This window comes from Paraglaciecola chathamensis S18K6 (assembly GCA_000314955.1).
GTDB lineage: Bacteria > Pseudomonadota > Gammaproteobacteria > Enterobacterales > Alteromonadaceae > Paraglaciecola > Paraglaciecola chathamensis.
Genome location: BAEM01000029.1, coordinates 87,057 through 112,442, shown reverse-complemented (window position 1 = coordinate 112,442; position 25,386 = coordinate 87,057). Strand labels below are relative to the sequence as shown.

Sequence of the window (25,386 nt, the reverse complement as noted above, 5' to 3'; positions counted from 1 at the left end):
CCTTGTCGCGCTAAACTGCGACAAGGCTTTTTTTTTTGTGCATTAAAAGGTAATGCTATTGGATGTTACCAACCGCACTGTCGGGACGCGTTTTGTTCGTCTAACCACTGTTTCAATGGGGCAAAATAATCCAATATGGCTGTAGCGTCCATTTGTTCGCTACCGGTAAGAGATGCTAAGGCTTTTTGCCAAGGTTGACTCATGCCCATCTCTAGCATGTCATTTAGCGCCTTACCTGCTTTTTCACTGCCATATATTGAGCAGCGATGAATTGCTTCTTCATTCTCAGCTAATTCACACAATTGATTGTGAAATTGAAACTGCAGCACATGTGCTAAAAAGTATCGGGTGTAGGGCGTATTAGCTGGTACATGGTACTTGGCACCTGGGTCAAAAGCATCGACCTCGCGCTCGACAGGTGCCATTATGCCTTGATATTTTTCTCGTAACTCCCACCATGCAGAGTTGTAATTTTCTGGGGCAACTTCCCCTGAAAATACTTTCCAGCGCCACTGGTCTATCAACAACCCAAATGGAATAAACGCTATTTTGTCTAACGCTAATTTCAATAGCATTCCGATGTCATTTGATTCATCTGGGATGCTGTCAACGAGACCGATTTCTTGTAAATATTTTGGCGTAATTGACAAAGCAATAGTATCGCCAATTGCTTCATGGAAGCCATCATTCGCAGAGCCGCGATAGAGCATAGGAAGTTCTTTATAAGCGCGCTGATAATAGTTATGACCGAGCTCGTGATGTATCACCGAGAACTCTTCCCCTGTTATTTGAATACACATTTTAATGCGTAAATCATCTTGCTCATCTACGTTCCAAGCTGATGCATGGCAGACTACGTCTCTATCAGCTGGCTGGGTAAACAATGATCGTTCCCAAAATGTCTCAGGTAGAGGAGCAAAACCAAGAGAAGAAAAGAAGGATTCAGCTTGCTTAACCATCTTTATTTCATCATATCCATTTTCCGCCAAGGCAGCAGTGACATCGATAACTTCTAGGGGCTCTTCTGGTTTTACGATGTCGTAAATATTACCCCAACTTTGCGCCCACATATTACCCAGTAAATGCGCAGGGATCGGTTGGTCTTGTGGGACGATATCGGTGCCATATTGCTCACCAAGTTCAGCCCTAACGTGGCAGTGAAGCGCATCATAAAAAGGTTTTAATTGTGACCATAGTCTGTCTAATTCAACTGCGAATTCATCCGCAGGCATATCGTATGCATCACGCCACAACTCACTTAGATCCTTAAAGCCAAGCTCTGTGGCGCCTTCATTGGCTAAGGTAACTTGTTCTTCATATAGCGCTTTCATGGGTGGTGATACTTCTCGCCAGCCTTTCCATACATCGAGTAACACCTCTGGGTCACGGTTATTAGCCATTATGTTGTTCATGTCGGTCAGGCGCAGGCAATCCTGCTCTGTGCGGCAATATTTTCCAGCGCCATACATTCCCTCTAGCTCTGAGCTAATTTGTGCTAGCCGTTCAGATTTCACCGGTTCGGATGGGGCAGGGAGCACAAGGCTATTACGCAATAAATAAAGTTTTCTGCGTGTTGGGGCGTCAACCTCAACATCGTTGAAATCAGCTGCGCGCTTAGCGAGTTCAGATGCCTTGCTTGTCCATTTTTCTGATAAATAGGCTGAGACCGCTGCGGTATCTTGATTTATATAGGTTTGATAGGCCCATGCGGCTTGCACTGCGGGCTGACTCAATTTACTCAATTCTATTTGCGCTTGCTCGATAAATTCTTTCGCATCGGCTGCATTAGGGGGGCGCTTTTGAACTTGAGACGATTGTTGCTGAATGTTTGTGCTGCTATCACTACACCCTATTAAAGTCATGCCTAGCATGGCTGCGGTCAAATATTTTAATTTGTGTTTGTATTTTACTTGTCGCATATATCCCTCTTAGTATTTTTATTATGCATGACGAAGTATACCGAGTTATTCACATTTACAGAATTCTACTGCTTGTTGTGATCGCGCTTTAGTTAATTTTCGTATACGCGCTAACGACATGGTTTAATTTGGATTAAAAAGGGGCGTACGTGAGTGCACTTGTTTGGTTAAGAACCGATTTAAGGAGTAGCTGGAATTCAGCAATAGATTACGCAGTGGCGAGTCACGAAAGCGTGAGCGCCGTTTACTTCGTCACTCAGAAGCAGTGGTCGAAGTATAATATGGCCAACAGTAAAATAGCGCTAATTTATCAGCGCTTAGTGAGCCTTCAAGAAGAGTTAAAAGAGCGAAACATCAATTTGCAGGTAATGGACGGCGGGATATATGAGACGTTACCAGAGAAGCTAACCGAACTATGTGTTAAAAACCATGTTACCCATGTTTATTGCAACGCAGAATATGAATGGGATGAACGTCAAAGAGACGCTTCAGTTAAAAATAGCCTTAATAAAATGGATGTCGCTTTCGCCACCTTTCACGATACCTGTTTAGTTAAACCAACAGAGATCATGAATTTAAAAAATGAGCCCTACAAAGTCTTCACGCCGTACTTTAAACGTTGGTTAGAAATGACCTTAAGGCAATTGCCTGGGGTGCCTGAAAAGTGCAGCGCCAATGATACAGGCCTTAAGCATTCCGAGGACGATAATCAATATATAGAATCATTGATATCGAAGACTAATCGGCAGGGCTCGGATGGTAGTGACGCTCCAAGTTGGCCCGCTACAGCGTCTGAAATTACTAAAAAGATGAATGGCTTTATCGTCGAATTTGCCCCTGATTACCCTAAAAACCGTGATATTCCCTCAATAGAGGGCACCAGTAAAATATCGCCTTACTTATCGATTGGTGCGCTTAGTCCGCGCCAATGTTTATTCCATGTTCTACAAGAGTATGGGGAAGACGCATTATCGCCAGAGCATGGTGCCTACACTTGGGTTAAAGAAATTGCTTGGCGTGATTTTTATCGCTACGTTATGTTTCACTTTCCCCATGTTAGCCGTGGTTTGCCTTTTCAAAAGCACTATCAATACTTTAAGTGGGAAAACAACCAACAACATTTTGACGCGTGGAAAGCAGGGGAAACGGGCTATCCGATAGTCGATGCTGCTATGATTGCCTTGAAGCAAACCGGTTGGATGCATAATCGTTTGCGTATGATAGTTGCGAGCTTTTACTGTAAGCATCTTTTGTTGCCTTGGAAATGGGCGGAAGATTATTTTATGAGTCAGCTCATCGATGGTGACTATGCATCGAATAACGGTGGCTGGCAGTGGAGTGCATCAGTAGGAACAGATGCAGCCCCTTATTTCAGGATTTTCAATCCGACAACGCAAAGTGAACGCTTCGATCCTCAGGGTGAATTTATAAAAACTTGGCTACCTCAACTAGCCCATTTAAGCCCTAAGCAAGTTCACGAGCCTAGCAAGCACTGTGATGTTCAGCGTTTAGGGTATGCACTGCCTATTGTGGAACACAAGGCATCTGTGGCGCGAACTAAAGCGCAATTTAAAGGCTTCTTGGCTGCACTTAAATAACTAACTTGAAGATTAGATAAGCAAACCTATCGATATTGCCCTTTTGGGGCCTGGCGGCGTTTGGTTGTCTAGTAATACCACGTTATTACATACGACAACCCGCCTTGCTAACCAAGAAAAATCTCGTCACCGAGTGAGCATTCAGCTTGGATATTTGGCCAATGTGATTATGCGATTGAATTCTATTGTCAATATTTAGCTTGAGCAATACGTGTTATCCAGAACTTAGGTAAACTAAATTCCAAAGTACTGTTACTTGTAGAAAACTGCCTTATAATGCCGCCCATTTACTAACACACAACGTAATGCCGTTTTATCGTTTATACGGCTCTGTTATACGTTGAGGGAGCGAAATATGAGTATGAATAATCTGGATTTACTCGACTATTTTAATACCTTACTCATGCCAGAAGAGGTGAAAGACTTTTGCCCGAACGGGCTGCAGATCGAAGGTAAATCAGATATTAGTAAGGTAATTTGCGGCGTTACCGCCTCGCAGGCACTGATTGACCGCGCAATAGAACTAGATGCCGATGCCATTTTTGTACACCATGGCTTTTTCTGGAAGGGTGAGGCAGCTAATATTTGTGGCATGAAAAAAAAGCGTATCGCAGCGTTATTGAAGCATGACATTAATTTATACGCCTACCATTTACCGTTAGATATACACCATGTGTTAGGCAATAACGCGCAACTAGGTAAATTATTAAATATTGAGGATATTCGCCCGCTAAACGTTGTTTCCCCTGAGGGAATTGTCATGCAGGGAACGATAAATGGCGGTATTTCAGGGGATGATTTAAAGGCTAAATTAAATGCGCGCTTAAATCGAGAGCCGCTACATGAATGTCCGAACTCAGAGCTTATACACACCCTTGCCTGGTGCACCGGTGGTGGACAGGGGTACATTGAAATAGCAGCGCAACAAGGTATAGACGCATTTATTACCGGCGAAGTGTCGGAACAAACCATTCACACCTCTAGAGAAATGGATATTCACTTTTATGCTGCAGGTCACCACGCTACTGAGCGCTATGGTGCAAAGGCAGTTGCTGAGCATTTACGATCAGAGACCGCTTTAGAAGTTGTATTTGTAGATATCCCCAACCCAGCTTAACGCTATATCTGTCACTGAGAGCAATGAATGAGCAGCGAACGCCACGATCAAAATTTTGATTCGATAGCCAGTAAATTTGAGCAGAATATATATGGAACCAGTAAAGGACGTTTGCGTCACGAACTGCTGTACCATCGTTTAGCTCAAAACATAGATTTACCTGCCATACGCACGGTACTTGATGCCGGTGGTGGGACCGGGGAAATGTCGAAGGTATTACTCGATGAAGGCGCCAATGTTACCCTAAGTGACATTTCTAATGAAACGTTAAGCATCGCTAAACATAAATGTGGTAATTCAGCGAGCTTATCGTTACTTCACAGTGATATCTTAGCTTTGCCGCCAACTGAATATGATTTGGTTATCTGTCATGCGGTTTTAGAATGGTTAAGTGACCCGTTCTCTAATATTGAGAAACTTATTGGTATGACGAAAATTGGTGGTTATTTCTCATTAACCTTCTTTAATAAAGACGCGCAGATGATGGGGAATTTACTCTACGGAAATTTCGACTATGTGAAGCAAGGCATGCAGGTTAAAAACCGAGTGCGCTTAAGTCCAAATAATCCGCTGCGTCCAAAAGAGGTTATCGATTTTCTGCACCAGCAAAAGGTGACGATGACATCAATGGCGGGTATTCGCTGTATCCATGATTATTTAAAAGACCCTACCATGCAGCAAAGTCACTATGAGCAACTTAAAGACGCAGAACTCGCTTACGGTGATAAAGAGCCGTTTATGTGGTTAGGAAAATATTTTCATATCATCATGCGCAGAGATGCTTAGGCAAAATTGAGTTAAATATGCGCCTTTATTATCCATTTAATAAGGCACGTATGTCATTTTCAATTTGTTCTGGCTTAGTCTTAGGCGAGTAGCGTTTAACTACGTTTCCATGTGAATCGACCAAGAACTTAGTGAAGTTCCATTTTATTCGCGTGGAACCGAATATGCCTGGGGCATGCTTTTTCAAATACATAAAAAGTGGGTGCGCATTGATCCCATTGACCTCCACCTTGGCAAAAAGCGGAAATGTGATGGAAAATTGCGTTGTGCAAAACTGCTCAATTTGGCCATCATCCTCTGGCTCTTGGCCGCCAAACTGATTACACGGGAAGGCTAGAACATCAAAGTCTTGCTCGGCAAACTTATCTTGAAGTGTTTGCAGACCGGTGTACTGCGGCGTGAATCCACATTTACTTGCTGTATTAACAATCAACAGTACCCTGCCGTGATATATGTCCATGGAAAGGGCATGGCCGTTACTATGTTTTGCAGCAAATTGATAAATGTTGTTCACGGTTTCATTCCGGTTTTAATATGGATGTAATATAGTGGCATTTTTACGAAAACGATCAAGGATTTAAAGCATCATTATGACAACAAAAGTAGCGTTTATCGGACTCGGTGTAATGGGCTTTCCAATGGCAGGGCACCTCACAAAATCTGATTTTGATGTCACCGTGTATAACCGAACTCAATCAAAAGCGGATAAATGGCTAACGTCTTATGATGGACAAGCACAGTCGACCCCAGCAAAAGCGGCCACTGACGCCGATATTATTTTTATTTGTGTAGGCAATGATGACGACTTGCGTTCAGTCGTGTGTGGCAGTGACGGAATTTTAGCCACAGCAAAGCGCGGCGCTATTATTGTTGATCACACCACCGCTTCAGCAGATGTTGCACGAGAGCTTGCGGCATTATCCGCCACACAAGAAGTGGCATTTTTAGATGCACCCGTGTCGGGCGGTGAGGCTGGGGCGGTCAATGGTCAACTGACGGTTATGATAGGGGGTGACAAGCAGGCCTTTGACAAGGTTAAACCCGCTATTGATGCCTATGCTAAATTTAGCCAACTCCTAGGGCCTATTGGCAGCGGGCAACTGGCTAAAATGATGAATCAAATTTGTATTGCTGGTGTGGTTCAAGGCCTAGCAGAGGCACTACATTTTGGACAGAACGCTGGGCTTGACTGCGGATCGGTAATCGATGTGATATCAAAGGGCGCAGCCCAATCATGGCAGATGGACAACAGATCTAAAACCATGCTGGCGGGTGAGTATGAGTTTGGCTTTGCAGTTGACTGGATGCGTAAAGACTTAGGTATTGCTCTTGAAGAGTCTCGGCGAAATGGTAGTACATTGCCGTTAACGGCATTAGTAGATCAATTTTATGCTGATGTTCAACGCCAAGGGGGCAATCGTTACGATACGTCCAGCCTTTTAACCCGCTTAAAAAAGCCCTAGCCAACAGTTTTATTAGGTTAAACGTTATTTTAACCTAAGTGTAATAGTGGATGCAGTACTTTGAAAAAGGAATAGTAATGAAGAATAAAATGCTTGTGGTGGTTAGTGCGCTAGTTTCGCTTAGCGCCTGTACAACACCCTATGGCTATCACGACCCTGCACCGGATACATGCGATGGGGCACCGGGATGTGCGGTTTCTGCCATTTATTCAGGGGTAATCAAAACAAAACCCAAAGAGGGGCAAAAGTGTGGGGAAATGTCAGGCGAACAAAAGCGCGAATGTTTTGCTCAGGTAGATGCAATTAAGCGTGCTATCGATAACGCCAAGCGCAACAAATAAAACGCCTCGTAGTGAGAATGTAAATAGGCTAGGGCCCACAGGCCCTAAGCTTAATTATAAACTGAATGCCTAAGCGCCGGCGTCACACTGCCACTGATGGCCGTGAAAGCTAATATTGGCTTTTCCGTATTCACGTTCAGCCCGCCAAGTTCGATTATTCAATTTAATCACCACGCCTGGGTAGATGCGCTTGTTGGCTGAAACGACAATTTGCTGCTGATAATTCTCTTTATTTGCCGCCAATTCTAATGCTTTTTGCTCTAGCCATTGCATTAACTGGTGTTCATTTTCAAACAGCTCTTGTGCAGCGTTCACCTTACCTTGCAGATCTTCCGGTATAAATTTACTGCGAATTATTTTCATACGGTCTTCGTGGCGGCTGCAGTTTTGCCGGATCTGTCGTACTAGCTCGTCCAAAGAGTCTTTGCGCGCCAATAGGGTATTGAAACCATCACTGAAATCTAAAGTTAGATTGCTGCCAGACACCGCACCAAATGTACCCGCTTGTACCCGGTTTTGGCTGAATATGGAGCACGCAAATAAATTACCATTGGGTTTATCGATAGGGCCAACATACATCTCTTTTCGGCACACCACTTTGCTAAATGCTAACTGACGGCCGATGGTTACGCCTCCATCACACTTTATATCAAGCCCTTGTCCATGCTGAATATGAATGCTTCCTTTGGCTCGTAATGTGGTGCTGTATTCTGTGCCTGCATCGTTGACTTTCCCCATGGCGCCTTCAGTGATAATGATATCGCCACCAGCGTGAATGATAGCTGACTCAACGAAGCCGTTTACGGTTACGTCTCCCGTGGCGTACACTTCCATTTTTTCGGTTATGTCTCCATTAACCAGAACGGCCCCATCGTAATTTACATTTCCTGTACCAACGTTAACGCCCTTACAGATATAAGTATCATCCACCCACATTTTCTGATCTTTAAACTTAGGCATGCCTGAAATTTCAGCAATCAGAACGTTTTCATCTTTTTCGCTTATAGCGGTGCCGTCTCCCGGACGAAGTTTGAGCCACTCACCGGCTTTGGGAGTGATTGTTTCACCTGTTACGGTATAACCGGCGCGTCCTCGAGAGGGGGGCAATCTTCTTAGTAATTCTGTTCCGACTTTAACGCAAATGATGTCGCCCAAATTGCGCATGTCAACACGGCCATGTTGTGATGCCTGAGGGCGCAAGATACGATCTAATGCATTTTGTACTAGGGGCTGTAACTTAGAAGAGCGGCCGGTTTTGGGAGGAAGCCCCTTGGCGATGATGCTGCTAACGGATTCACCAGCTAGTGCAGCTAAGTACGATTGAAGAAGAGCAGCTAAACGTTTGCTACTGACACCCCTGACAATTTTATGATTTTTAGCTTGTCGATATAAGTCGTCCAGGGTCAAAGTCGCAGCACCATACCCTTTAATGATTGTCATGGTGGCACTAAGTTGGCCATCGTCAACTTTACATTTTATTTCGTTGCCTTTGCGCTCGCCTACACGCTCAATAACCGCTTCACTGGATTCAGTTTTTATGGCTCTTTGTGTGTTCTCTAATAGGGTTAGAATGGCATCATCATGAATATAAAAATCTGCAAATTCGCTTTGTTTTATCGCGTTTTGCACAAGGTGAATATCGATTTTACCGCTTAACTCTAGCGGGCTGATGTGCACACTTAAATGTGTACCTGACTCATCAAGTTTTAAGGTAACTCCTTGCATCCTAACCACCTAACATTTTCAATATAAAAAACATACAGACTTTACGAATGCATAGACTGCTACACAAACGCACTATAATTCATACTCACTTATCGGTCATACTCAAAATTGCATGATGTAATTTTGACTATACCTCGGTTAATTTCCAACTCAAAGTTGTTCAGCGTATGTATATAGCGCTTTAAGTATGGCCAATTTATCGCTATTCGAATGATATTGTTCACACAGAAGCTCTAACGTCTGCACATAATCCGACATTGTGATGCTTGATGGGGACGAGTCATCTAACAAGCGGAACTTACGATGGTTTTGCCAGCGCTGCATTTCCTGATCATTTAACGAAGTAGGAAAATTACGTGCCTTATAATAGAACAGTAGGTTGTCTAACCGTGAGTCTTCAAACGGTAAGGCTAAATCTGCTAGCTGCTCAGGTGTGCTTTGTCGCACTTGGTCCATTAGAGCGCGATCTTTAGGGCTGAAGAAACCACCGCTGTATAGCGAGTGATCAGCTTCTTGGGGAACATGCTCTGTATTGGAATGGTGAACCTTAATGAGCTTTTCAACTAACTCAGGGTGTTGCTTGAGTAACTGTAGGTTTTGCAAGCAGGCTTGGCGATCTATACCGAGTCTGGCCGCATTTTCTTCATTTAATGTTTTGGCCGGAGCAAGCACTGGGCTTTTATTCACATGCACTAATTTTATGGGTAGCCTTTGTTCACCCTCATCAAGCATGTTTGAAGGCGTATATAACTTTTGAATAATTTCTTCTACTGATAAGTCGAGCAATGGCTGAATATCGAGTGAAAGATTCAGCATAATAAAGGCGTTTTTATTAGTAGGATGCTGAGCAATCGGTGCCACCCACGTGCAGCAACCATTGATTGCAGGCAATTTTGATGAAATGTGCACAAGGGGCGTATGAGCTTGTGTATCAATTAATGCGATAACATTTTTCTTAAGTCGCAAATTAAATAGGTAGTCATACAGTTTAGGCTGGGCGGTTTTAACGAGCTTCGCTACGCCAATAGTTGCGTGGACATCTGACATAGCATCATGCGCAGCTGAATGTTCAATATTATTTGCCTTACTTAAATCTTCTAGCTTAAAACTTGGGCTGCCATCTTCCTTTAATGGCCACTCAATACCGTCAGGGCGAAGGGCATAACACGCTCTTACTACGTCGATTATATCCCAGCGACTATTACCGTTTCGCCACTCCCGTTCGTACGGATCATAGAAGTTACGGTATAAGGTGTAGCGTGTTACTTCATCATCAAAACGAATATTGTTGTAGCCCGCGACACAGGTTTCTGCTTGGGAGAATTCATGATGTATTTTTTCAATAAATTCAGGCTCAATCATGCCATCACGCAAGCTGTGTTGCGGTGTAATGCCGGTGATTAAACAAGCCTGAGGATGAGGTAAATAGTCGTTTGGAATTTGGTTAAATATCATCAAAGGCTGGGAAATAATATTTAAATCAAGATCCGTGCGGATGCCGGCAAACTGACAAGCGGGATCTTTTTGCGGATTGACGCCCCAGGTTTCATAATCGTGCCAGTAAATAGAGGGTGTGGACACAGTATTCCTTATCGTTTTCATTCTATGACGATCTCAACAGAATTATCCTGCAAACTCAAATTAAACCCTGTTTTTTGCTCATAACTATGTAATTTGATTGAACATTGTATTTAATTATCTTCAACATACTAAAGTTGTATCGGTTAACCCTATTAAAAATGGCGGTTTGTGCTTAACTTTAAGTGTGTGTTAACAAATTGTTGTACAAATGGTAGTTCACCTTTGGAGTATTTATGCAATCATTACGTGTCAGCGATTATATGAATTGCCGCCCAGTGACATTTTCCATTGAAATGTCGGTAGCCGAGGCGGTAGAACGTTTGTTACAAAGTGGTCAAACAGGGGGGCCTGTAGTCGATGATCACAATAAAGTCGTCGGTTTTCTGTCTGAACAAGATTGTTTAGTACAAATGATTGAATCTAGCTATTACCGAGAGCAAGTGTGCAGAGTGAAGGACATTATGCAGACCGAAGTTATATCAATTCGTCCTTATGTGTCTGTGATAGAACAAGCGCAGAAAATGCTGGTCGCTAAGCCAAAAGTGTATCCGATAGTAGATGATGATGGGTATTTAATGGGAACGATAAATCGCTCACAGTTATTAAATGCAATCGACATGCAGCTTAGGGATGGTTATCGTATTGCTGGCTAGGCTTTTTTAACGCTTTTACGGTACAGGCACTAGTATTTAAATACTCATTCTTCTAGGATCTACTCCCATTATGGTTGTCCCCTAGTATGAGCAAATTTTATTGTCTTCACATGTGCCTGAAACGGAAATAGCTCCGTTCACTTATTCCCAGTTAAACGAACTGACGTCATTATGCATGACGTCAGATCGCTTCCGTTTTCAACGTCGCTTTAAGCAAATTCAGCGATTCGAATCAAACAAGAAAAATCCAGCGCTTGCTAAGCTAAGTAAAGATATTGAGCGCTCGATATTGTTAAAAGAACAAAGGCAAGCAAACCTTCCAAAGGTAGAATATCCCGATTTACCGGTCACTGAACAAAAAGATAAAATTTCAGATGCTATTCGTGATAATCAAGTCGTGATTATCGCTGGGGAGACGGGCTCAGGAAAAACAACCCAAATCCCTAAGATTTGTTTGGAGTTAGGCCGCGGTGTTAACGGCTTGATTGGTCATACTCAACCAAGACGCCTTGCAGCGAGAAGCGTTGCAACACGAATTGCTCAAGAGTTAAACAGTGAACTGGGCAATGAAGTCGGTTTTAAAATTCGTTTTTCAGATCAGGTTAATGAACGATCCTATGTGAAATTGATGACTGACGGTATTTTACTTGCCGAAATCCAGCAAGATAGGTTTCTCAATCAGTATGACACCATTATTATCGATGAAGCCCACGAACGTAGTCTTAACATCGATTTTATACTCGGGATATTAAAACAATTACTTCCCAAACGGCCCGATTTAAAACTCATTATTACCTCGGCTACGATTGATCCGGAGCGTTTTTCAAACCATTTCGACAAAGCACCCATCATTCAAGTAAGCGGTCGCACTTTCCCGGTGGAAATGCGCTACCGACCGCTAGTTGATGATGAAGGTGAAAACGACCGAGACCAAACACAAGCAATCATCGATGCGGTAAATGAGCTTGGTAACCATAGTCAAGGCGACATTCTGGTGTTTCTAAGCGGTGAGCGAGACATCCGAGATACAGCTGATGCACTAACACAGCAAAAGTTTAGACACACAGAAGTGGTGCCATTGTATGCAAGGCTATCGGCAGCTGAACAGAATAAGATATTTCAGTCGCATTCGGGCAGAAGGATCGTACTTGCCACGAATGTTGCGGAAACCTCATTAACCGTTCCGGGCATAAAATACGTTATCGACCCTGGTACGGCGCGAATTTCTCGCTACAGCGTGCGCAGCAAAGTTCAGCGGTTACCGATTGAACCCATTTCGCAAGCATCTGCTAATCAAAGAGCAGGACGCTGTGGTCGTGTGTCAAACGGGATTTGCATACGTTTATACAGTGAAGACGATTATAACAATCGGGACGAGTTTACTGATCCTGAGATATTAAGAACCAACCTCGCTTCGGTCATTCTGCAAATGATGGCATTAGGGCTTGGCAAAATTGATGAATTCCCTTTTGTACAAATGCCCGACTCACGCAGCATAAATGACGGTTTTAACCTGCTCGAAGAGCTAGGGGGAGTGGCAAAAAACACTGGGCGGTTAACGTTAACAACGATTGGCCGACAAATGGCGCGATTGCCGATAGATCCACGTTATGCCCGCATGATTGTAGAAGCGGAAAAACAAAATAGCTTACGTGATGTATTGGTGATTACCGCTGGATTAAGTATTCAAGACCCAAGAGAGCGCCCGCAAGATAAGCGACAAGCCGCAGATGAAAAACATCAAGCATTCGCCAATAAAGATTCAGATTTTCTTGCGCTATTAACATTATGGTTAGCATTTAAAGACAAGCAGGTCGAGCTCACCAACAATCAATTGCGTAAATGGTGTAAGCAAAACTTCATTAACTATTTACGTATGCGTGAATGGCAAGATATTGTGAGTCAGCTAAAGAAATCGATTGCCGAGCTGGGATTTAGTATCAGTCAATCAGATACTGACTATCAAGGGATCCATCAGGCAATGGCTTCTGGGCTGCTATCGCACATTGGTAATAAAGATAAAGACAAAGAATATCTTGGTGCACGTAACAGCCGCTTCATGTTGTTCCCTGGGTCGGGTATCGCTAAGGCAAGCCCGAAATGGTTAATGGTCGCAGAGCTGGTTGATACTTCTCGCTTGTTTGGCCGTATGGGCGCAAAAATTGAACCCCAGTGGTTAGAATCGCTTGCTCCACATTTAATCAAGCGCAGTTACAGTGAACCTCATTGGTCAAAAAAACAAGGTGCTGTGCAAGCATTTGAAAGCGTGACTTTGTACGGTTTGCCTTTGGTGAGCAAACGTCGCGTTGCTTACAGCCAAATTGACCCTGTTGTTAGTCGTGAATTGTTTATACGAGAAGCCTTGGTTAATCAAGATACCAAACTTAACGATGATTTCTTAACAGAAAACCAGCTGGAAGTGGATGAAATTAAGGGGCTGGAAGATAAAACCCGGCGTCGTGATTTACTTGTAGATGAAGAAGCCTTAGTCGAGTTTTACGCCCAGCATATTCCCGCTCATGTATGTAGCGAAGCCAGTTTTAAAAAATGGTGGAGTAAAACCAAAACCAGCAAGCCAGATTTGCTGACTTACTCAAAGCAAATGTTACTGAAGAACTCGCCAGTTAAATCACATGAATATGATTTTCCCGAAACCTGGCAACAAGGAAATTTAACCCTGCGTCTTGATTATCACTTCAATCCTACTGATATCGATGATGGCGTTAATTTACTAGTACCGCTTTCGCTGTTAAACCAATTATCTATAGATGGGTTCGATTGGTTAGTACCAGGACTTCGTCATGAGCTGATTGTGACACTGATCAAATCGCTTCCAAAGCGACTTAGACGCAATTTTGTGCCTGCACCTAATTATGCTGAAGCATGTTTAGCGGATATATCACCGGTAGATAAAAAAGGTCATGCAGTAGGTTTTCTAGGCGCACTGAGCCATAAATTAAAGCGTATGACTGGCGTCGACATTGAATTAGAAGATTGGCAGGTGGATAGTCTACCGTCTCATTTACGCTTTAATTTCAAAGTGCTGGATGACAAAAATAAGGTTATTAGGCAAGGACGAGATTTACTGGCTTTACAGCACGAATTGCAAGGAAAAGTGAAACAGAGCCTTAGTAAAATAGCAAAACCAGGCTTAGAGAAAACAGGTATAACTCAGTGGGACTTTGAGCAATTACCAACAGAATATATTAGTAAGCAAACCGGCTTTGATGTGAAAGCGTATCCTGCATTAGTTGCTGAGAAAAACGCCGTAGCCATTAAGTTATTCGATAAACCTCATATGGCAGAGCAAGCTCACCAACTCGGATTAAGACGATTAGTTTCATTGTCTATTCCATCGCCCATTAAATACCTGCATGAAAAACTGCCTAACAAAGCCAAGCTTGGGCTGTATTTTAATCCGTTTGGTAAGATAGCAGCGTTGATTGACGATGTGATAGCCGCCGCAATCGATGAATTACTCGCGCAATATCGAGCGCGTCACGGTGATATTCGCACGGCAGAGGCTTTTGAAGCGTGTTGTGAGCATGTCCGTGCAGAGATTAACGATAGGGTGTTGGCGATAGCGCAAAAAGTAGAAACAGGCTTAACCAAAGCACACCAAATCAAGAAGAAAATGAAAGGCAATGTGCCTATGACAATGATCAATGCGTATGGAGATATTAAACAACATCTCGATAGTTTGGTGTTTAACGGCTTTGTAAGTGATATTGGCGCCGAACGTTTAAATGATTGGCAAAGGTATATTGAAGGGATAGCGCGTCGAATAGACAAATTGGTCATTGACCCTACAAAAGATAGGTTACATCAATTAAACGTAGAAAAGGCGGCTAGTGAATATACCAAGAAATGCCAAAAAATTCCTGCCGGCGCCCCAGTTCCGCAAGAATTGAAAGAAGTACGCTGGATGATTGAAGAACTCAGAGTGTCATTTTTTGCTCAGCAATTAGGCACTGCTATGCCAATATCGACTAAGCGTATAATGAATCAATTAGACTCAATTTAACGCGTTTATTTTGAAATACATGGATTTAAATAGTGGATCACGCAAAGTCCGTTGACATTGCTTAATCCGCGCCCTATAAACACAGAGTAGGCAATAAACTAGGACGGAATTTTTGATGTTAGGCTACAACGACAAACGTAATTTTTTTCGCATGATGGTTAACTCAGCCTGCGAGATAGTGGTTAACGACGATGAGTCGAGTCGTACGTTGCACGCTGTATGTAAGGATATTAGTGCGACTGGCATGTCATTTGAGGTTGAAGAGCAATCAGTCGAAATTGGCACCGCGGTGGATGTTTATATTGAATCTACTAATAGTCAAATCCCTTCATTATCGGCAAAGGCTCGCGTGGTGCGCTCTGAATGTAATGATGATGCAACTTGCGTAATAGGCGTCGAAATAACTGAAATGAATTAGTGGGCTAAGTGGTCAGCATCGTTAACTGGCTCGTGTTAACGAATATCAAGTCTGATGACAAACACACTATAAGCGCTCGCTTTTCAGCTAGCGCTATCAGGCGTTATAGTACTTTTTGTGGCGAAAGCACTTTTTATGGTCAAAGTACTTTGCAAATCAAGCCTTTCAGGTAAAACCCTTCAGGATAGTTTGTTGACACAGGATGATCGCCAGCCTGAGACAAGCGCTGAATAATTTGCACTTCACGGCCAGCGTCTAACGCGGCATCAGCAACAACCTTCTGAAATAAATCAAATGGCATTAACCCAGAGCAGCTAAAGGTCGCGAGAATGCCGCCTGGTTCCATAATTTGCATCGCTAACATATTAATATCTTTGTAGCCACGGCACGCTCTATTGAGGGATGCTTTAGAGTCTACAAATTTAGGAGGGTCGAGTATGATCTGTGAAAATTGTTTCGATTGCGCTTTATATTCACGCAATGCTTGAAACACATCGTTATTAATAAACTCACATTTTGAATTATCTAACTGGTTGATTTCTACGTTTCGCTTGGCCGTCTCTAAGGCTAAGTCTGACACATCCAGATTAGTGACACTGTTGGCCCCTGCGGCAAGCGCATAGCTACCAAAGGTACCTGTATAACAAAAGCAGTTTAGTACATCGCGATCTTTTGCATATTGCGCGGCTATTGCACGGTTATCTCGCTGATCTAAATAAAAGCCCGTCTTGTGGCCTTGCTTGACGTTAACGATTATTTTTACGCCATTCTCTTCAATAATGACTTCGTTTGGAATATCGCCAGCCAGTACTTGAGTGATTTCTTCTAAACCTTCTTTTTTGCGTACTGCGACGTCACTTCTTTCATAAATAGCGTAATCAGGAAATTGCGCTTTGAGTGCCCATACTATTTTATCTCTATGTTTGTCAGCTCCCGCTGATAACAATTGACAGACTATTACGTTGGCATAGATATCGATGGTCACCCCAGGTAGTCCATCAGACTCAGCAGCAATGAGACGGTAGCCAGTTAAGCCGTGCCGTTTAATGAGTTCTTCTCTAGATTGCTGAGCAGTAGCAATGCGCCGCTGAAAAAAACCATTGTCGATACTTTCATTTTGCGTAAATGTCCATATTCTTACTTGTATCTGAGAATGTGGGGAATAGGCACCACGACCTAACCAAACGTCTTCATGACTATATACATCGACAGTATCGCCAAGATTCATGCGTCCTTTGGTGCTTTCAATTGCACTGGCAAAAATCCAAGGGTGACGACGTAATAAAGATTTTTCTCGACCTGGGTGTAGTGTAACGCGTGATGACATAGTTCGGTGGTTTCCAACATACAAAATTAAAGTAGATGAGCGTGGTGTAAGTTCACATCAACGTGCGTCAAATTAAACAAGAAATTCGACGGAGAATTCATGCAATTTATCGATTTTGAAGAAGGAACAGCAGCAGACACGCTTTTTGTTAATGATACTACAAAACCTACGCTCAAACAGGGACAAGTGTTAGTAAAGGTGCATAGCTTTGGTATTAACCGTGCTGATACGTTACAACGACAAGGAAAATATCCAGCTCCTCGTGGCGAAAGTTCTATTTTAGGGCTTGAAGTGTCTGGAGAGGTTGTAGAAATAGCTGAAGCAGAAGAAACGACTGCCTCTCGTTGGCAACTGGGAGATAAAGTGTTCGCTCTTGTGGCGGGGGGCGGTTATGCACAATACGTGGCGGTAAATGCCAGTCACCTAATGCCTAAACCTAAAAATGTTGATATGCCGAGCGCAGCAGGAATAGCAGAAGTTTTCCTAACAGCCTACCAAAGCCTGTTTCAAGTGGGAGGTCTCAAATCGGGACAAAGGGTGTTAATTCATGCGGGGGCAAGCGCAGTAGGTTTAGCGGCTATTCAATTAGCAAAAGCAGACGGTTGCCATGTAAGTGTGACCGCGTCTAGTGAGAAGAAGCTGGCCGAGTGTGAAAAGTACGGAGCTGACCGTTTAATTAACTATAAAACGCAAAACTTTGCCGAGTGCTTTGAACAGGGCGGGGTAGATGTCATCATTGATTTTGTGGCGGGAGACTATGTTAATCGCAATCTTAAAATACTTAATAATGATGGCAAGATCGTATATTTGGCAATGTTAGCTGGACGGTTCGCGGATAAGTTGGATATGGCGTTAATGCTTTCTAAACGCGCAACCATAACAGGCTCGACGTTACGCAGTCGAAGTGATGAATATAAATCTTCACTTATTTCGGATTTTTGCCAGAAATTTTTTGCCGATTTAGAAAGTGGTGCCTTAAGGCCGGTCATTGATACCCAATATTCTATCAATGAAATAGGGCTAACGCATGAGCGACTTGAACGCAATGACACTATGGGGAAATTGGTTGTTTCGTGGGAATAGCGAATAGTTGTAATAGTATTTAAGCAGTGCGATCGCTATAGGCAGTGTCTCTGATCGTGAGATCACCTAGATTAAAGGAGGCTTTTCTCCTTTAATCTAGCGCGAATCAAGCGTTATTGTTGTTCCAATACACTGAACTCTTTCTTGGAAACGAAACCGTCTTTGTTACTGTCCAAGTCGTTAAATATCGTTGCCAAGGTTGTATCGATGCTAGCCTCTTTGGCACTAAGCATATTGTCTTCGTTAACATCTAACGCAGCGAAAATATCAGTAGCGGCCATTGCGCCCATAGAGGTCATGGCAATAGCTAAGGCAATAATTGGTTTTCTCATTTGTTTCTCCTCGTTATTAAAAGTATGTCGGTTGTTCATTTAGACGCTAATACTATTCGAACCGCTCGACTAATTTTCAAGCTCACTTGCACTTAGATAACCATCCTTGTTGACATCTAGTTCGGTAAATACAGACGATAGCGCAGCATCCGCAGACGCTTCTTCTAAGCTAATACGGCCATCATTGTCGGTATCTAATGCTTCCAGTAAATCGTCCTGCGCTATTACACTTGCAGAGGCGAAAATAAGACTGGTTACAACAACTAACTTTTTCATTTTGTCGATTCCTTATGGCTAAATAATGTAGCTAGGTTTTCGTTTTTTGCCGCTCTTTTGACGCTCTTTTTCAGCATGTTTTAAACTTACTGAACTGGCGACCGGCAATGCTAAATCATTCATCGCAAACGAGGACAAGCAAGCCACTGTTCGACGTTAGCGTGAATATAATCTGGCTATTACATGGATTATGCCAACTGATAAAATCACATAAAATACAATGACTTAAGTTCGAGCGGACGTGTTATCAATGAGATGTAAAAAAAGATGGGTAATTTATTGTGCTCATACAGTTACACAATAGACGGGATTAATTAAAAACTTAGTTAAAACAGTGGGTTATAACGAAGCAAATGCGCTACGCGTAGCCTAAAAGCGACAAAATGAATAAGGATCCGCGGTGCGAAATGCTGGCTACCAAACCGCGCATTTCATCACACCGTTTATTACATTGTGTCTTACAAAGCAACGTCACATAAGACAACAAGCGCGAAGCGTACATTGACGCCTATCGTTTAGGTAAGTTGCTGATCCACATCGTTTGATACGGAGCGAGCTCTAGGCTGCAATCCGTTGCATAAATAGGCTGTTTCGTGATGAGATCGATCCATTCATCAGTGCCTACTAAGTTTATATCACTTAGATGCACTTCTTGTGTCTCATCACATATGTTGCTTAGGCAAAATATACTTTGACGTCTATCGATGCTCTGGCGCCAAAACCCAAAGATTTTGCTGCCTAATTGCAAGGTAAACTGAGTCGCATTTGGATGAAAAGCGACTTGCTGTCGTCGAATAGTAAGTAAGTCACCCATTGCATTTAATACACGATGGTGTTGCGAGTAAGGGGATTCCAGTTGTTCTTGTAACGCATCATATTGCCACTTATGGCGGTTTATCGCGCGATTATGACTGGTGTTTTTTACGCGCTCATAATCGTTGCTTGTGGCTAACAAGCTATGAATATAAATGCCTGGTATTCCTTCAAGACCCAACATAATGGCATGAGCACACATGAAGCGTTGGAATCCCCACTTGTCTGTCCCTTTGGTGGTGCCTTGCAACGCGTCATATAAGGCGATGTTAATTTCATAGGCCTTTTGTTGCCCATTTTCTGATGCTCGCCAAGATATTCTGCCGCCGAAGTTTTGCATTGTATTAACCAAAACAGTGAGTTCTTCATCTTCTAACAAACCTTCAGCAGGGCGAAGACCAATGCCATCGTGAGAGGCAATAAAGTTAAAATATGTCGTACCATTTTGGGCCGGCGGCATACTCATTAACCAAGACTTAAGGTAATGACAGTCACCCGTAATCAGTGTATTTACCAATAACGGCGGGAGCGAGAAATTGTATATGGCGTGTGCTTCATTTGCATTTCCCAAGTATGCAAGGTTCTCGCGATTGGGGATATTGGTCTCGGTAATGATAATTGCATCAGGTTGTGCGTATTCAATTAATGTACGTAGCAATCGAACTGCTTCGTGGGTTTGTTCCAAGTTTATGCAGCTCGTACCAATTTTTTTCCATAAAAATGCTACGGCGTCCAATCTGAAAATACGTACCCCGTTATCAAGATACTGGCGAATAATAGAGACAAAGGTTTGCAGCACTTTAGGATTACGAAAATCAAAATCAACTTGATCGTGACTAAATGTACACCAAACGTGTTCAATACCTTTGGCCGTTTCCGTTTCTCGAAGTAATGGAGAGATGCGAGGGCGGACGACATTCGACAAGTCTTCATCTGGACTAGCAGTGAAGAAGAAGTCACTGCCAGGGCCTTCACCCTTGATGAAATTATCGAACCAAGCACTTCGTGATGAACAGTGATTAATGACGACATCTGACATTAATCTGAAGTCTGAAGCGATACGCTTAATATCTTCCCAGTCGCCTAATGATTCATTCACGCTCGAATAATCGATCACTGAAAAGCCATCATCGGAACTGTAAGGGAAAAACGGCAATATATGCACACTGTTTATATTCTTAGCGCAGCTGTTGGTTAAAAACGTGTGAAGCGTACTTAGTGGTTTTTCTCCCGGCGATTCTATTGAATCGCCATAGGTTATGAGTACTGCATCTTCTTGGGTCCAATTGTTGTGATGTCGCAATGGGGGAGTCATGTGCACATCTTCTTTAAAGCCCATGGTATCGAGCAACTGACTTGCTATTTCCTGATAGGATTGAGCTAACTCGATGTCATTATAAATAACAGCCAAGTGATGTTCGACTAACTCAGTTAATTGGTTATAGGTACTTTGCATTGCTTCACCATTCATTTTTTATTGTTCTAAAGAGATTCTTTACACTCGTTATAGTCTTGCTCAACGGCGTCTTTAAGGCGTTCTAGTACATTGGGCATTGCACTTACGACACGGTTCCAACTTGGTATGAAGGGCGTTTCCATCGGATTATCTAAAAAGCTTTCGCCTGCTTTCATAATATTCTGTGCGAATAATTCAACCGCTTTTTCTTCATTATGAATATCGAGGTTTAGTCCGTTCATAATGGCGTCGTTGTGGTAGGTTTCGACGAAGTCTAACGCGATGCGATAATAAGTTGCCTTGATAGAACGGAATGTTTCCATGTTAAAAGTTTCACCTTGAGTGGCAAGCTTTCTAAACATGGCTTTGGTGATGTCGATAGACATTTTAGATAAGCCGCCGGCGTCATTGTCAGCAGACAAATCCTGATGCTTATGGTCATAGGTTTTCGCAATGTCAGCTTGACATAAACGATTGCTGGAATAGTTTCGATGCATTTCTGACAACACACCAATTTCAAGCCCCCAATCACTCGGAATACGTATATCGTTCAACACATCTCGTCTAAATGAGAATTCCCCGGCAAGGGGATAGCGAAAACTATCCATGAAGTCGAGATAATCAGTATTGCCGATAACGCGTTTTAAAGCGCGTAGCATAGGTGTAACGAGTAGCCGAGATACACGACCGTTGATTTTACCGTTAGCGACCCTAGCGTAGTAGCCCTTACAAAATTCATAGTTAAATTGTGGGTTGGCGACGGGGTAGATAAGTCGTGCAAGTAGACTTCTCTCGTAAGTGAGAATATCACAGTCGTGAAGTGCAACTGACTCGGCAGTTCCTGTAGCAAGAATGTAGCCCATGCAATACCAAACGTTACGTCCTTTACCCAATTCTTTCGGGGCAAGACCCAACTCAGATAATTCATTGTCGAGTGCTTTTAAACGCGGGCCGTCATTCCACAAAATTCGGTGGTTTTGGCCAAGTTTATCGAAAAAACCTAAAGCATGTTTAAATTGCTCTTTGTCTGCACGATCGAGGCCAATCACAACTTGAGACAAATAAGGAACTTTGGATATTTCCGATACGATATGGGGTAGGGCTTCGCCTTCTAGCTCTGAAAATAGCGAAGGCAAAATCAGGGCCATGGGGCGTCTGCGTGCAAAGCTAACTAACTCTTTTTCTAATTCTTCTACAGGTCGCTCAGATAGATTATGTAACGTGGTAACTATGCCGTTTTGATAAAAGTCAGCCATGATGATTCCTTTAGTTCTAGGATAAAAATTAAATATAAATTAACGATAATGGTGAGTAATCATTACCCTTCATTAATCAAAATTTTTGTTAAGCACTCGCTCCATCCAGATGGACCGTATAGCGTGCTGTCGAAAACATTATCTGTTCGGGTTAGAGGAGGGTAAGCATGGGATTGTGATTTAATGCGCACTGCTATATCACTGGCTTCAAGCATAGCGACATCATTACCGCTGTCTCCTAATGCGATACTTAAGGTCGCTTTGTGCCCCAATGATCTCTGAAATGCGCTCACTAACCATTGTAGTGCTTGGCCTTTATCGCAGTTTCCGGAAACCCCTAGAAAACGCCCTCCTTGCAATACTGTAGCGCCGAGTTGCTGCAGTTGGGTGACAAATTGTGTTTTACGCTCGGGGGGGCCTATCCACTTGACGGGCTCGCTATACATACGCGAATTTGCTAATTTTGCGTGGCATTCATCCAGCCCAGTATGCTCCATTATTTGCTGAACGCTCATCGTTGAAAATTGCAAAAATTCGCCGTCAAATTCTTCTGCAAGTTCATCAATAAGCGCTAGCCAATGCTCGCGAGGTTGAGCAAATGCTTTAACCCAAAAGCCCTCACTGGTTAATGTGTCACTGGGCTGATTTTGAATAACATGCTGTGGGACGTACACCGCTGCGCCATTTTCAACGATAAAGGGGCCATTTAGTTGCAAGTCTCCCATTAATGAATCTAGCTCAGCTTTGGTTTTACTGGTGGTGGGTATCACGGGAATGTGCCTACCCTTTAATATATCCAGCATATTAAGTGCTGGCGCATAACTATAATCATGATGATCAAGCAATGTGCCGTCCATGTCAGTAAATACGAGCAGTTGTTTAAGCATGTGCACCTCTGTCTTGTTGTGCAGTTATTCTGCGCTGTTCGTTCAAGGTAAATACCACATCGCACTTGTCCGGTAATGTACCAAGCCCATGTTCTGTGAGCCGTTGATAATATTGGATAAAGTCAAAAATTTGAGCGTCACTCATTACATTGCTACCGACAATAGTGTCGTTTGCAGCAAGGACCTGGCGTAACTTCTGTTCTTGCTCTAAACGCCAGCTGTAAACGCACTCAAATGAAGGTGCTTTTAGCATAATCCAATAATCCATATTGGCATATAGCGGGGCATAATGTTTGGCGAGCTGCTTATTTACGAACCTGCGCCAAACGCCGGTTTCGTCTTGATCTAGCTCAAGCTTGTTGCACGGCTTGTCAAGTTCACGGTCTTCCTGTGGTTCAACCCCCCAGCACCAACCTTCAAAAATAACAACATCGACCGGCGCGCTAACGTGTTGCCAATGTTCTTTGGGTGCAGGATTATCTGTGCCCTTGTCAAAGCGCGGTATAGAAATGGGTTTGTGTTGTTGAAGTGCTGAAATAACGTTGGACGCGAGTTTCATATCGTGGGTTCCAGGCACCCCTCTCGTCTTAAACAGAGGATGAACTTTAATGGCAATCGCATTACGCTGAGACTGATCTAAGTAAAAGTCATCGAGAGACATAACCACGACATTTAAACCATGCTCTTGCGTTAAGTAATCACAAAGAAACGCTGATAACGTCGATTTTCCGGAGCCTTGGCAACCATTAATGCCTAAGAAATAGGGCGCGCTCGCACCATTTTGGTGCTTCGCGATATTCTTCGCAAGGGGGATGTACCATTTTCTTGCATCATGTAAAAATTCCTTACTTAACTGATGTTTATCAGAAAATTCGGTTAACATATAAACGCTATCTCCCTTGTTGTGCACCAATATTGTTGTTTGTTCATGAGAAACAAATCCTCATCACATTTTTATTTAATCAACATACATGCCAACCACTATAAAATGCCTTTGTCTAAGTTGTTGCAAGTAAGGGAATGCACCCCTTGATGGCACCTTACTCAGTTAATTGTAGGGTTTATGGGGTATGAGGTGTTTAAAGGACACGATACATATTTATACACAACTATTTATCGCCATTTTATCGGGACAAATAGCCTTGGCGCCCTAAAGTATGGTAAAAATAACTGTGGTTTAACTCCGAGCCTTCATACCTAACTCACAAGACAGGGTGTGCTGGCCGCGGATCGCATTCAAATGAATGCTATTCGCCAGGGTTGCGAGAGAAATCGGACAGCCTCCCCGTAAGTGTCACCGCGATTATGCGTGGCAACTTCAATTTGGAAAGGTGTTAGTGAATATGTTGCAAGATAAATTCGGTCGTCGATTTCATTATCTGCGGCTGTCGATTACAGATGTGTGTAATTTCAGTTGTGAGTACTGTTTGCCAGATGGTTATCAGTGCGACACACCAAGAGACTTTTTGTCTTTGAATGAAATTAAACGCATTGCCAGTGCATTTGCACAATTAGGCACCAGTAAAATTCGTATTACAGGCGGCGAGCCTTCATTACGCAAAGATTTGCCGCAGGCTATTCGCGCCTGTGCAACTACCCCAGGTATTAAGCAGGTCGCCATTACCACTAATGGCTACAAATTACCTGAGCATATCGACAGTTGGGTTGATGCGGGTCTGACCTCAATGAATATCAGTATAGATAGCTTAGATCCTCGTATGTTTGCCTCTATTACTGGGCATGACAAACTGGATGTTATCTTACGTGGAATCGATAGAGCGATAGAGCTCGGGGTAACCGTTAAAGTTAATGCGGTGCTGATGCGTCATTTTAACCAACATGAGTTATCGTCTTTCTTACAGTGGATTAAAACAACGCCGATCACCTTACGCTTTATTGAGTTGATGCAAACAGGTGACAATCAACTGTTCTTCGATCGAAATCATACCTCTGGAATGCCTATCAAAGAACAACTTGTTTCAGATGGTTGGCAGCAAATTATTCGTGATAAAGCGGCAGGGCCAGCGCAAGAGTTTTCTCATCCTGACTTTGCAGGGAGAATTGGACTTATCATGCCGTATAGTAAAGATTTTTGTGCTAGTTGTAATCGCTTACGCATTTCTGCTTTGGGTAAGCTTCATCTATGTTTGTTTAGTGAACACGGTCTTGATATTCGTGAGTATATAACTGATGACGATACCCAGCGCTTGCAGGAAGAGCTAACCGTGCTTTTAGGCGATAAAAAATCGACCCACTTTTTGCACGATGGATACACCGGCGCGACGAAACACCTTGCGATGCTTGGTGGTTAGCCAAAATCGTGGCTCAGTG

21 protein-coding genes and 1 riboswitch are annotated in these 25,386 nt (G+C 43.0%); of the genes, 10 read left to right on the top strand and 11 right to left on the bottom strand.

All coding sequences use genetic code 11. The annotated features are described in order from the left end of the window. Positions 1-65: 65 nt before the first annotated feature. The gene (locus tag GCHA_RS09320; RefSeq protein WP_007987437.1) at positions 66-1,919 is read right to left on the bottom strand and encodes a M2 family metallopeptidase; all 1,854 of its coding nucleotides are present in this window, start codon (positions 1,917-1,919) and stop codon (positions 66-68) included. 149 nt (positions 1,920-2,068) lie between these two features. Between GCHA_RS09320 and GCHA_RS09315 the strand changes: the two genes are divergently transcribed. From GCHA_RS09315 to GCHA_RS09305, 3 genes are all read left to right on the top strand, one after another. Continuing rightward, complete coding sequence (locus GCHA_RS09315; protein WP_013753732.1) at positions 2,069-3,517, top strand: cryptochrome/photolyase family protein; 1,449 nt, start codon at positions 2,069-2,071, stop codon at positions 3,515-3,517. A gap of 355 nt (positions 3,518-3,872) precedes the next feature. After that, complete coding sequence (locus GCHA_RS09310) at positions 3,873-4,634, top strand: Nif3-like dinuclear metal center hexameric protein (RefSeq protein ID WP_007987433.1); 762 nt, start codon at positions 3,873-3,875, stop codon at positions 4,632-4,634. 27 nt (positions 4,635-4,661) lie between these two features. Then, complete coding sequence (locus GCHA_RS09305) at positions 4,662-5,420, top strand: methyltransferase domain-containing protein (RefSeq protein ID WP_007987431.1); 759 nt, start codon at positions 4,662-4,664, stop codon at positions 5,418-5,420. 28 nt (positions 5,421-5,448) lie between these two features. On the opposite strand, the gene GCHA_RS09300 is transcribed toward GCHA_RS09305, so the two are convergent. Beyond that, positions 5,449-5,934, bottom strand: coding sequence for a glutathione peroxidase (locus GCHA_RS09300; protein WP_008304091.1), 486 nt, complete (start codon positions 5,932-5,934; stop codon positions 5,449-5,451). 76 nt (positions 5,935-6,010) lie between these two features. On the opposite strand from GCHA_RS09300, the gene GCHA_RS09295 reads away from it, so the two are divergent. After that, positions 6,011-6,883 (top strand): NAD(P)-dependent oxidoreductase, encoded by an 873-nt coding sequence (locus GCHA_RS09295; protein WP_007987426.1) that lies wholly within the window; start codon positions 6,011-6,013, stop codon positions 6,881-6,883. 77 nt (positions 6,884-6,960) lie between these two features. Then, complete coding sequence (locus tag GCHA_RS09290; RefSeq protein ID WP_007987425.1) at positions 6,961-7,224, top strand: hypothetical protein; 264 nt, start codon at positions 6,961-6,963, stop codon at positions 7,222-7,224. 69 nt (positions 7,225-7,293) lie between these two features. Here the strand turns inward: GCHA_RS09290 and GCHA_RS09285 are convergent, their stop codons facing one another. Both GCHA_RS09285 and sbcB read right to left on the bottom strand, forming a co-directional pair. After that, positions 7,294-8,949: a flagellar assembly protein A gene (locus tag GCHA_RS09285; RefSeq protein WP_007987424.1), complete on the bottom strand. Its 1,656-nt coding sequence runs from the start codon at positions 8,947-8,949 to the stop codon at positions 7,294-7,296. A 150-nt stretch (positions 8,950-9,099) separates the two neighbouring features. Beyond that, the gene (sbcB, locus tag GCHA_RS09280) at positions 9,100-10,530 is read right to left on the bottom strand and encodes an exodeoxyribonuclease I (RefSeq protein ID WP_007987423.1); all 1,431 of its coding nucleotides are present in this window, start codon (positions 10,528-10,530) and stop codon (positions 9,100-9,102) included. 233 nt (positions 10,531-10,763) lie between these two features. Between sbcB and GCHA_RS09275 the strand changes: the two genes are divergently transcribed. The 3 genes from GCHA_RS09275 (at position 10,764) to GCHA_RS09265 (ending at position 15,625) form a co-directional block, all read left to right on the top strand. After that, positions 10,764-11,183 (top strand): CBS domain-containing protein, encoded by a 420-nt coding sequence (locus tag GCHA_RS09275; protein WP_007987422.1) that lies wholly within the window; start codon positions 10,764-10,766, stop codon positions 11,181-11,183. A 100-nt stretch (positions 11,184-11,283) separates the two neighbouring features. Beyond that, complete coding sequence (hrpA, locus tag GCHA_RS09270; RefSeq protein ID WP_007987421.1) at positions 11,284-15,207, top strand: ATP-dependent RNA helicase HrpA; 3,924 nt, start codon at positions 11,284-11,286, stop codon at positions 15,205-15,207. Between the two features lie 115 nt (positions 15,208-15,322). Continuing rightward, positions 15,323-15,625, top strand: coding sequence for a PilZ domain-containing protein (locus GCHA_RS09265; RefSeq protein WP_007987420.1), 303 nt, complete (start codon positions 15,323-15,325; stop codon positions 15,623-15,625). A 139-nt stretch (positions 15,626-15,764) separates the two neighbouring features. Here the strand turns inward: GCHA_RS09265 and GCHA_RS09260 are convergent, their stop codons facing one another. Next, positions 15,765-16,952, bottom strand: a complete 1,188-nt coding sequence (locus GCHA_RS09260; RefSeq protein ID WP_007987419.1) for a class I SAM-dependent rRNA methyltransferase — start codon at positions 16,950-16,952, stop codon at positions 15,765-15,767. Between the two features lie 99 nt (positions 16,953-17,051). Between GCHA_RS09260 and GCHA_RS09255 the strand changes: the two genes are divergently transcribed. Then, the gene (locus GCHA_RS09255; protein ID WP_007987418.1) at positions 17,052-18,035 is read left to right on the top strand and encodes an NAD(P)H-quinone oxidoreductase; all 984 of its coding nucleotides are present in this window, start codon (positions 17,052-17,054) and stop codon (positions 18,033-18,035) included. A 113-nt stretch (positions 18,036-18,148) separates the two neighbouring features. Here the strand turns inward: GCHA_RS09255 and GCHA_RS09250 are convergent, their stop codons facing one another. The 6 genes from GCHA_RS09250 to GCHA_RS09225 form a co-directional block, all read right to left on the bottom strand. Then, positions 18,149-18,367, bottom strand: a complete 219-nt coding sequence (locus GCHA_RS09250) for an EF-hand domain-containing protein (RefSeq protein ID WP_007987417.1) — start codon at positions 18,365-18,367, stop codon at positions 18,149-18,151. Between the two features lie 69 nt (positions 18,368-18,436). After that, positions 18,437-18,643 (bottom strand): EF-hand domain-containing protein, encoded by a 207-nt coding sequence (locus GCHA_RS09245; protein WP_007987416.1) that lies wholly within the window; start codon positions 18,641-18,643, stop codon positions 18,437-18,439. 508 nt (positions 18,644-19,151) lie between these two features. After that, a complete protein-coding gene (locus tag GCHA_RS09240; protein ID WP_318248958.1) occupies positions 19,152-20,912 on the bottom strand; it encodes a sugar phosphorylase in 1,761 nt (586 codons plus the stop codon). Positions 20,913-20,938: 26 nt separating this feature from the next. Next, entirely contained in the window at positions 20,939-22,168 is a 1,230-nt protein-coding gene (locus GCHA_RS09235; RefSeq protein ID WP_007987409.1) for a glycosyltransferase family protein, read from the bottom strand. Positions 22,169-22,230: 62 nt separating this feature from the next. Further along, the gene (locus GCHA_RS09230) at positions 22,231-23,055 is read right to left on the bottom strand and encodes an HAD-IIB family hydrolase (protein ID WP_007987406.1); all 825 of its coding nucleotides are present in this window, start codon (positions 23,053-23,055) and stop codon (positions 22,231-22,233) included. After that, the gene (locus tag GCHA_RS09225; RefSeq protein ID WP_007987403.1) at positions 23,048-23,938 is read right to left on the bottom strand and encodes a hypothetical protein; all 891 of its coding nucleotides are present in this window, start codon (positions 23,936-23,938) and stop codon (positions 23,048-23,050) included. The genes GCHA_RS09230 and GCHA_RS09225 overlap by 8 nt, the downstream gene beginning before the upstream one ends. A 286-nt stretch (positions 23,939-24,224) precedes the next feature. Then, a riboswitch (molybdenum cofactor riboswitch) is annotated at positions 24,225-24,405 on the top strand. Here GCHA_RS09225 and moaA point away from each other — a divergent pair. Continuing rightward, a complete protein-coding gene (gene moaA, locus GCHA_RS09220) occupies positions 24,399-25,367 on the top strand; it encodes a GTP 3',8-cyclase MoaA (protein WP_007987401.1) in 969 nt (322 codons plus the stop codon). (Overlaps the previous riboswitch by 7 nt.) The last annotated feature ends 19 nt before the right edge of the window (positions 25,368-25,386 follow it).

Coding starts and splice junctions, on each gene's coding strand:
- GCHA_RS09320 (WP_007987437.1), bottom strand. CDS start 1,919: ATGCGACAAGTAAAATACAAACACAAATTAAAATATTTGACCGCAGCC.
- GCHA_RS09310 (WP_007987433.1), top strand. CDS start 3,873: ATGAGTATGAATAATCTGGATTTACTCGACTATTTTAATACCTTACTC.
- GCHA_RS09305 (WP_007987431.1), top strand. CDS start 4,662: ATGAGCAGCGAACGCCACGATCAAAATTTTGATTCGATAGCCAGTAAA.
- GCHA_RS09295 (WP_007987426.1), top strand. CDS start 6,011: ATGACAACAAAAGTAGCGTTTATCGGACTCGGTGTAATGGGCTTTCCA.
- GCHA_RS09290 (WP_007987425.1), top strand. CDS start 6,961: ATGAAGAATAAAATGCTTGTGGTGGTTAGTGCGCTAGTTTCGCTTAGC.
- GCHA_RS09285 (WP_007987424.1), bottom strand. CDS start 8,949: ATGCAAGGAGTTACCTTAAAACTTGATGAGTCAGGTACACATTTAAGT.
- GCHA_RS09275 (WP_007987422.1), top strand. CDS start 10,764: ATGCAATCATTACGTGTCAGCGATTATATGAATTGCCGCCCAGTGACA.
- GCHA_RS09265 (WP_007987420.1), top strand. CDS start 15,323: ATGTTAGGCTACAACGACAAACGTAATTTTTTTCGCATGATGGTTAAC.
- GCHA_RS09260 (WP_007987419.1), bottom strand. CDS start 16,952: ATGTCATCACGCGTTACACTACACCCAGGTCGAGAAAAATCTTTATTA.
- GCHA_RS09255 (WP_007987418.1), top strand. CDS start 17,052: ATGCAATTTATCGATTTTGAAGAAGGAACAGCAGCAGACACGCTTTTT.
- GCHA_RS09250 (WP_007987417.1), bottom strand. CDS start 18,367: ATGAGAAAACCAATTATTGCCTTAGCTATTGCCATGACCTCTATGGGC.
- GCHA_RS09245 (WP_007987416.1), bottom strand. CDS start 18,643: ATGAAAAAGTTAGTTGTTGTAACCAGTCTTATTTTCGCCTCTGCAAGT.
- GCHA_RS09240 (WP_318248958.1), bottom strand. CDS start 20,912: ATGCAAAGTACCTATAACCAATTAACTGAGTTAGTCGAACATCACTTG.
- GCHA_RS09235 (WP_007987409.1), bottom strand. CDS start 22,168: ATGGCTGACTTTTATCAAAACGGCATAGTTACCACGTTACATAATCTA.
- GCHA_RS09230 (WP_007987406.1), bottom strand. CDS start 23,055: ATGCTTAAACAACTGCTCGTATTTACTGACATGGACGGCACATTGCTT.
- GCHA_RS09225 (WP_007987403.1), bottom strand. CDS start 23,938: ATGTTAACCGAATTTTCTGATAAACATCAGTTAAGTAAGGAATTTTTA.
- moaA (WP_007987401.1), top strand. CDS start 24,399: ATGTTGCAAGATAAATTCGGTCGTCGATTTCATTATCTGCGGCTGTCG.